Below are 5,712 nucleotides of genomic sequence, written 5' to 3' on the forward strand. Positions count from 1 at the left end.
GCGGTCAATTACCGCCCAGAGGGCGGCGTTACGAAGTTTTGTTTACGATGTCAGCCACAATATGCTAAGGTTAGTCTTTAAATAAAAAAATTAATAATTAAATTTTTAGCTTTGATTAACTTTTGATGTAAGTCAGCAGGCTAAAATCAGTCAAAAATATATTTGTTAGAGCAAATATATTTTTTCTATTTAAGCTTAAGTTTTCACAGTTTGCATACCAATTATGAAGGAAGCAATGAACTGGTTTGAAACATTTTTAGCGACTTCTGCTGATGCCTTCATAGAGTACAATCAAGAGCGGAAGTATGTATCTATTAATCCTGTTGCTGCCGCTTGGCTAGGACTAGAAACTGCTGAAATTATTGGGAAGAATAATTTAGAATTGATAAAAATATACCCAGAAAATGGGGTTTTGAAGTATATAACATCTCAGATAGAACCCTGCTTAGAACAAGTATTGATCGCAGGTGAAAAGAGAATCGCAATTCACGAAGCGATCGCCAGCGACGGCAGCATTAAAATTTATGAAACAGCTTACACACCTGTAAAGGAAAGTAGCGGGAATACACGAGTTTTCAGCGTAGGTCGAGATATTACCCAACATTACCGCTGGCAACAGCAAAAAGCAGCCGCCGCAGAGCGATCGCGCTTAACAGCATTAACCGCCGATGTCGGTATCGCCCTCACCCGCCACCCCCAAGAAATCCTTGGCCCTTGCTGCTCGGCGGCGGTGCATCACCTCGACGCAGCCTCAACTATAATTTGGACTTTCAACCCTCAAGAAAATGTCTTAGAACTCCAAGCTTCCGCCGGCTTAAGCCCCACCCCAGGCGGCCCCGACAGTCGAATCGCCTTTGGTTGCGGCAAAATCGGTCTAATTGCACAGCAGCAGCAGCCACTATTTGATAACAGATTTGCGATCGCAGATTTTGAATTAGGTGATTGGGGACTGGGGAGGGGAGAGGGGGAGAGGGGGAGCGAGGGAGCAGGGGAGCGAGGGAGCAGGGGAGAGGGGGAGCAGGGGAGCGAGGGAGATGAGGAAGTTAAATCTTCCCTATCCTCCCTATCCTCCCCACCTTCCCCACCCTCGATCGCCAGCTTCGCTGGGTATCCGCTGATAGTGGAAGATCGGCTAGTGGGGGTAATGGCAATCTTGATTTATCAACCGCTGAGTCAAGGACTGCAAGAAGCGCTATCATCTGTAACGAATGTGATTGCCTTGGGAATTGAGCGCAAACGGGCGGAGGCTGAATTAAACTCAGCTAGAGGTTTCCTCAATTCAGTAGTCGAAAATTTGCCCGTAGGCGTTTTTGCCAAAGATGCAGAGTCACTAAAATTCGTCTTGTGGAACAAAGCAGGAGAGACGATCGCAGGCGTTACTAGCCAAGAGGCGATCGGCAAAAGCGATTATGATTTTCTCCCCAAAGATCAAGCAGATGCGATCGCAGCTAAAGACAGAGAAGTTTTTACTAGCTATCAAAGCAATCCCTCAAATTTCTCCGTACAAGATGTAGCAGAATCCCCCATCCAGACTCCCCACAGAGGCTTAAGAATACTACACACCCGCAAAATTCCAATTTTTGACAAAAGCGGAAACCCCCAATATCTCCTAGGTATTACTGAGGATATCACCGAGCGCAAACAAGTAGACGAAAGCGTGCGCCTGTACGGTCAAATTGTCGAAAATATGCAAATTGGCTTGTATGTTTACCGCTTAGAAGATATCAACGACGACCGAAGTTTGAGAGCGATCGCCTCCAATCCAGCTACTACCTTATTTACCGGAGTAGAAATGGCAGATATTCTCGGTATGACCCTCGACGAAGTTTTCCCCCATCAGCGAGACAAAGGAATTCCCCAAGCATTTGCCTCAGTAATTCGCGAACAAAAAGCTGTAGAACTCGAAGATATTGACTGCGGCGAAGATGGTACTGTAATTCGCGCCTTTTCTATCAAAGCCTTTCCCTTACCCAACAACTGCGTCGGCGTTGCTTTTGAAAACATCACCTCTCGCAAAAAATTAGAATTAGAACTAAAACTAGCCTTAAAACAAAGCGAACGTTCCCAACAACTACTCCGCACAGTAATCGATACAACACCAGACTGGATTTTTGCCAAAGACCGTCATTTTAGATATATCTTAGTTAATCAAAGTTTTTCAGATTCTCTTAATCTTACCGTTGAAGAAGTTCTGGGTAAAGATGATGTAGAAATTGGTTTTCCAGAAACAGAAATTTTTGGCAATTGTCAACTCAATATTAGCGGATTTCGCAGCGATGAATCTATTGTACTTACTGGTGAAATAGTTCATAATCCAGACGATCGAGCTACTTTTGCCGACGGTTCTATCCACATCTTTGATACCCAGAAAATTCCCTTGCGCGACGCTGAAGGCAATATATTTGCAATCCTAGGTTTCGCCCACGATATTACTGAAAGACATTTAGTTCAAGAAGCATTGCGACAAAAAACTTCTGAATTAGAAGCAGTTTTTCAGGCATTGCCAGATTTGTATTTTCGGCTTAATGTCAATGGCATAATTTTGGATTACCTATCAGGAAGTTCCGGGGATTTATATGTTCCTCAAGAAGTGTTTTTGGGTCAACAAATGACAGAAGTTTTGCCTTTGAGAGTTGGCCGCCAATTTGAGCAGGCAATTCAGGAGACTTTTGCAAAGGGAGATTTAGTTACCCTTGAATATTCGTTGCGAATGCCGCAGGGAAAGCAAACTTATGAAGCTCGGTTATTACCCTTTGGTGACAGCCAAGTTATTATTCTTGCCCGCAACATTACAGAGCGCAAGCAGGCAGAAGCGCAGTTAAGAGAAAAAAATCAGCAGTTAGAGCTGACTTTGCAAGAATTAAGGAAAACTCAAACTCAATTAATTCAATCAGAAAAAATGTCAAGTTTAGGGCAGTTAGTAGCGGGAATTGCTCACGAAATTAACAACCCTGTAAGTTTCATTTATGGTAATATTTCTCATGCCAATGAATATGCTCAAAGCTTACTACATTTGTGCAGTTTATACCAAAAAAATTATACAAATCCAGCCCCAGAAATCACCGCATTAGCAGAAGAAATAGACCTCGATTTTCTGATCTCCGATTTTCCACAACTAATGAATTCGATGGAAATGGGAGCAGATCGCATCCGCCAGATAGTTCTATCTTTACGTAATTTTTCTCGGATCGAAGAATCTGATATTAAAACTGTTGATATTAGTCAAGGAATTGACAGCACCCTGCTAATTTTACAGCACAGATTGAAACAAACTGCGACCGATCGCAATACCGATCGCAATATTGAAGTGGTTAAAGAATATGGTTCTTTACCTTTAGTTGAATGCTACCCTGGACTCTTAAATCAGGTATTAATGAATATCATTAATAATGCTATTGACGCTTTGTCAGAAATGAAATCTGACAGCTTAGAAATTAGCAATTTTTCAGAAGGAGAAAATTTAGATGTTACTGCTATACCTCTAACTTGTAATATTTTACCTTGTATTACGATTCGCACTAGGCTTTTGGAAAGCAACAGAATCGCGATCGCAATTGCAGACAATGGGCCAGGTATGCCAGAATCAGTCAACTGCCGCATATTCGACCCCTTTTTTACTACTAAGCCAGTGGGAAAAGGCACTGGTTTGGGACTTTCTATCAGCTATCAAATTATTGTAGAAAAGCATGGCGGTATGTTAACCTGTATTTCAGCAAGTGGATCGGGGTCAGAATTTGTGATTGAAATTCCTATTCGGCAGAGATAATTGCTTAATTGTTAACTGTTAACTGTTAACTGTTAACTGTTAACTGTTAACTGTTAATTGTTAATTGTTAACTGTTAACTATACTCAAAACTTTAGTGATGATTTTCGGGAAACATTTCACCATCTTACTAACTACTTCTTCCTTCTTCCCTCTTCCTTCTTCCTTCTTCCTTCTTCCCTCGTGAGGTAATTATGACATATAAAGTAAAGACTTCCAGTGCAGTTGTAGAACCCCTTGAAGACGATGATGATGAGTCATACGTTGACTATTTTTATGACGATCCAGGTGCTCCTCCGGGGACTCTAGATCTAGAAGTAGACGCTGCACCTCCTGAAATTGTATTAATTGATTATAATGAGGCTACAGCTACTCGTTTGAAACTGACCTCCCCTAAAGATGCAGCACCCTACTTAGATACAGAATCAGTGTCTTGGGTTGACGTTTTAGGACTAGGAAATAGTGAAACTTGGCGGCAAATGAGCGAGGTTTTTGATTTGCATCCCCTCGCTCAAGAAGATGTGGTAAATGTACCACAGCGACCAAAAGTTGTGGACTATGAAGACCAACTTATAATTATTGCTTGGATGGTGATGCTAAGACCCGATTCAGAAACTTTCTACAAAGAGCAAGTTAGTTTAATTTTGGGTAAACATTATCTCGTAACTGTGCAGGAAGAACCGGATTATGATAGTTTTGGCCCCGTGCGCGATCGCATCCGCAATTCTAAAGGTGTTATCCGCAAACAGGGCGTGGACTATTTAACTTATTGCTTGTTAGATTCAATTATTGACGGCTTTTTTCCAGTGCTAGAAAGTTATGGCGAACGCATTGAGGAATTAGAGGATGAAGTGGTAATGAACCCCAATCGCAAAACTCTAGAAAAAATCTATACAATTAGGCGAGAATTGTTGACTCTCCGCCGGGCCATCTGGCCCCAGCGGGATGCCATTAATAGTCTGATTCGCGATGGTAGCGAATTAATTAGTCCAGATGTCCGAGTTTATTTGCGTGACTGTTACGACCATACTGTTCAGGTGATGGATATGGTGGAAAGTTACCGAGAACTTTCTTCTGGTTTAATGGATGTTTATTTGTCTTCAGTTGGTAACAAAATGAATGAAATTATGAAGTTACTGACTGTAATTTCTACGATTTTTATCCCTCTAACTTTTGTTGTCGGAATCTACGGCATGAACTTTAATACTGAAAAATCTCCTTTCAATATGCCAGAATTAAACTGGTATTTGGGTTATCCTTTGTGCTGGGCTGTAATGATTGCGATCGCATCAGGTTTAGTGTATTTCTTCTGGCGGCGTGGGTGGTTTGATAATTTTTCCACCATTAAGGATGATTAATAAGCTCTACTGCACAACTCCCGCAGGACTCACGCAATTAGCAATTAGTAATTAGTAATTAGCAAAATAATGTAGAATAAAAAAGGGGAGAGAGTAGGCGCAGGCGGTTGCGGACTCCGAAGAGTCTGAGGAAAGTCCGGGCTCCCGAAAGCCCAAACTTGCTGGATAACTCCCAGTGCGAGCGATCGCGAGGATAGTGCCACAGAAATATACCGCCTACACAGGAGCCTAAAGTGTTAAATTTTAGACTCAATACTGTGGGTAAGGGTGCAAAGGTGCGGTAAGAGCGCACCAGCAACGTCGAGAGGCGCTGGCTAGGTAAACCCCAGTTGGGAGCAAGGTCGGAGGAACTACGGTTGGTCTTTTACCAGTTCCGCTTGAATGCACCGCTAGAGGCATCTGGTAACAGGTGTCCCAGATAGATAACTGCCCTCTTAGCTGCTTGCAGTTAAGGGAACAGAACCCGGCTTATGTCTTGCTCTTTCCCCCCTAATTATTCCAGTTTTACTAAATAATATTTATGGGCAAATCCAGAATAATTTAGCTAGGACTTTACCCAAAACCATCTGTAACGCCGCCCTCTGGGCGGT

2 protein-coding genes and 1 other RNA gene are annotated in these 5,712 nt (G+C 42.4%); all 3 read left to right on the forward strand.

The genetic code is table 11. From position 1 onward, the window contains the following. Positions 1–235: 235 nt before the first annotated feature. Positions 236–3,766: a PAS domain-containing protein gene (locus tag PY364_RS19550; protein WP_275525005.1), complete on the forward strand. Its 3,531-nt coding sequence runs from the start codon at positions 236–238 to the stop codon at positions 3,764–3,766. Between the two features lie 192 nt (positions 3,767–3,958). Then, positions 3,959–5,122, forward strand: a complete 1,164-nt coding sequence (gene corA / locus PY364_RS19555) for a magnesium/cobalt transporter CorA (protein WP_275525007.1) — start codon at positions 3,959–3,961, stop codon at positions 5,120–5,122. A 90-nt stretch (positions 5,123–5,212) separates the two neighbouring features. Beyond that, positions 5,213–5,608, forward strand: an RNA gene (rnpB, locus tag PY364_RS19560) — RNase P RNA component class A. Positions 5,609–5,712 lie beyond the last annotated feature (104 nt).

Source organism: Kamptonema sp. UHCC 0994, assembly GCF_029167235.1.
In the GTDB taxonomy this organism is placed as follows: Bacteria; Cyanobacteriota; Cyanobacteriia; order Cyanobacteriales; family Microcoleaceae; genus Kamptonema.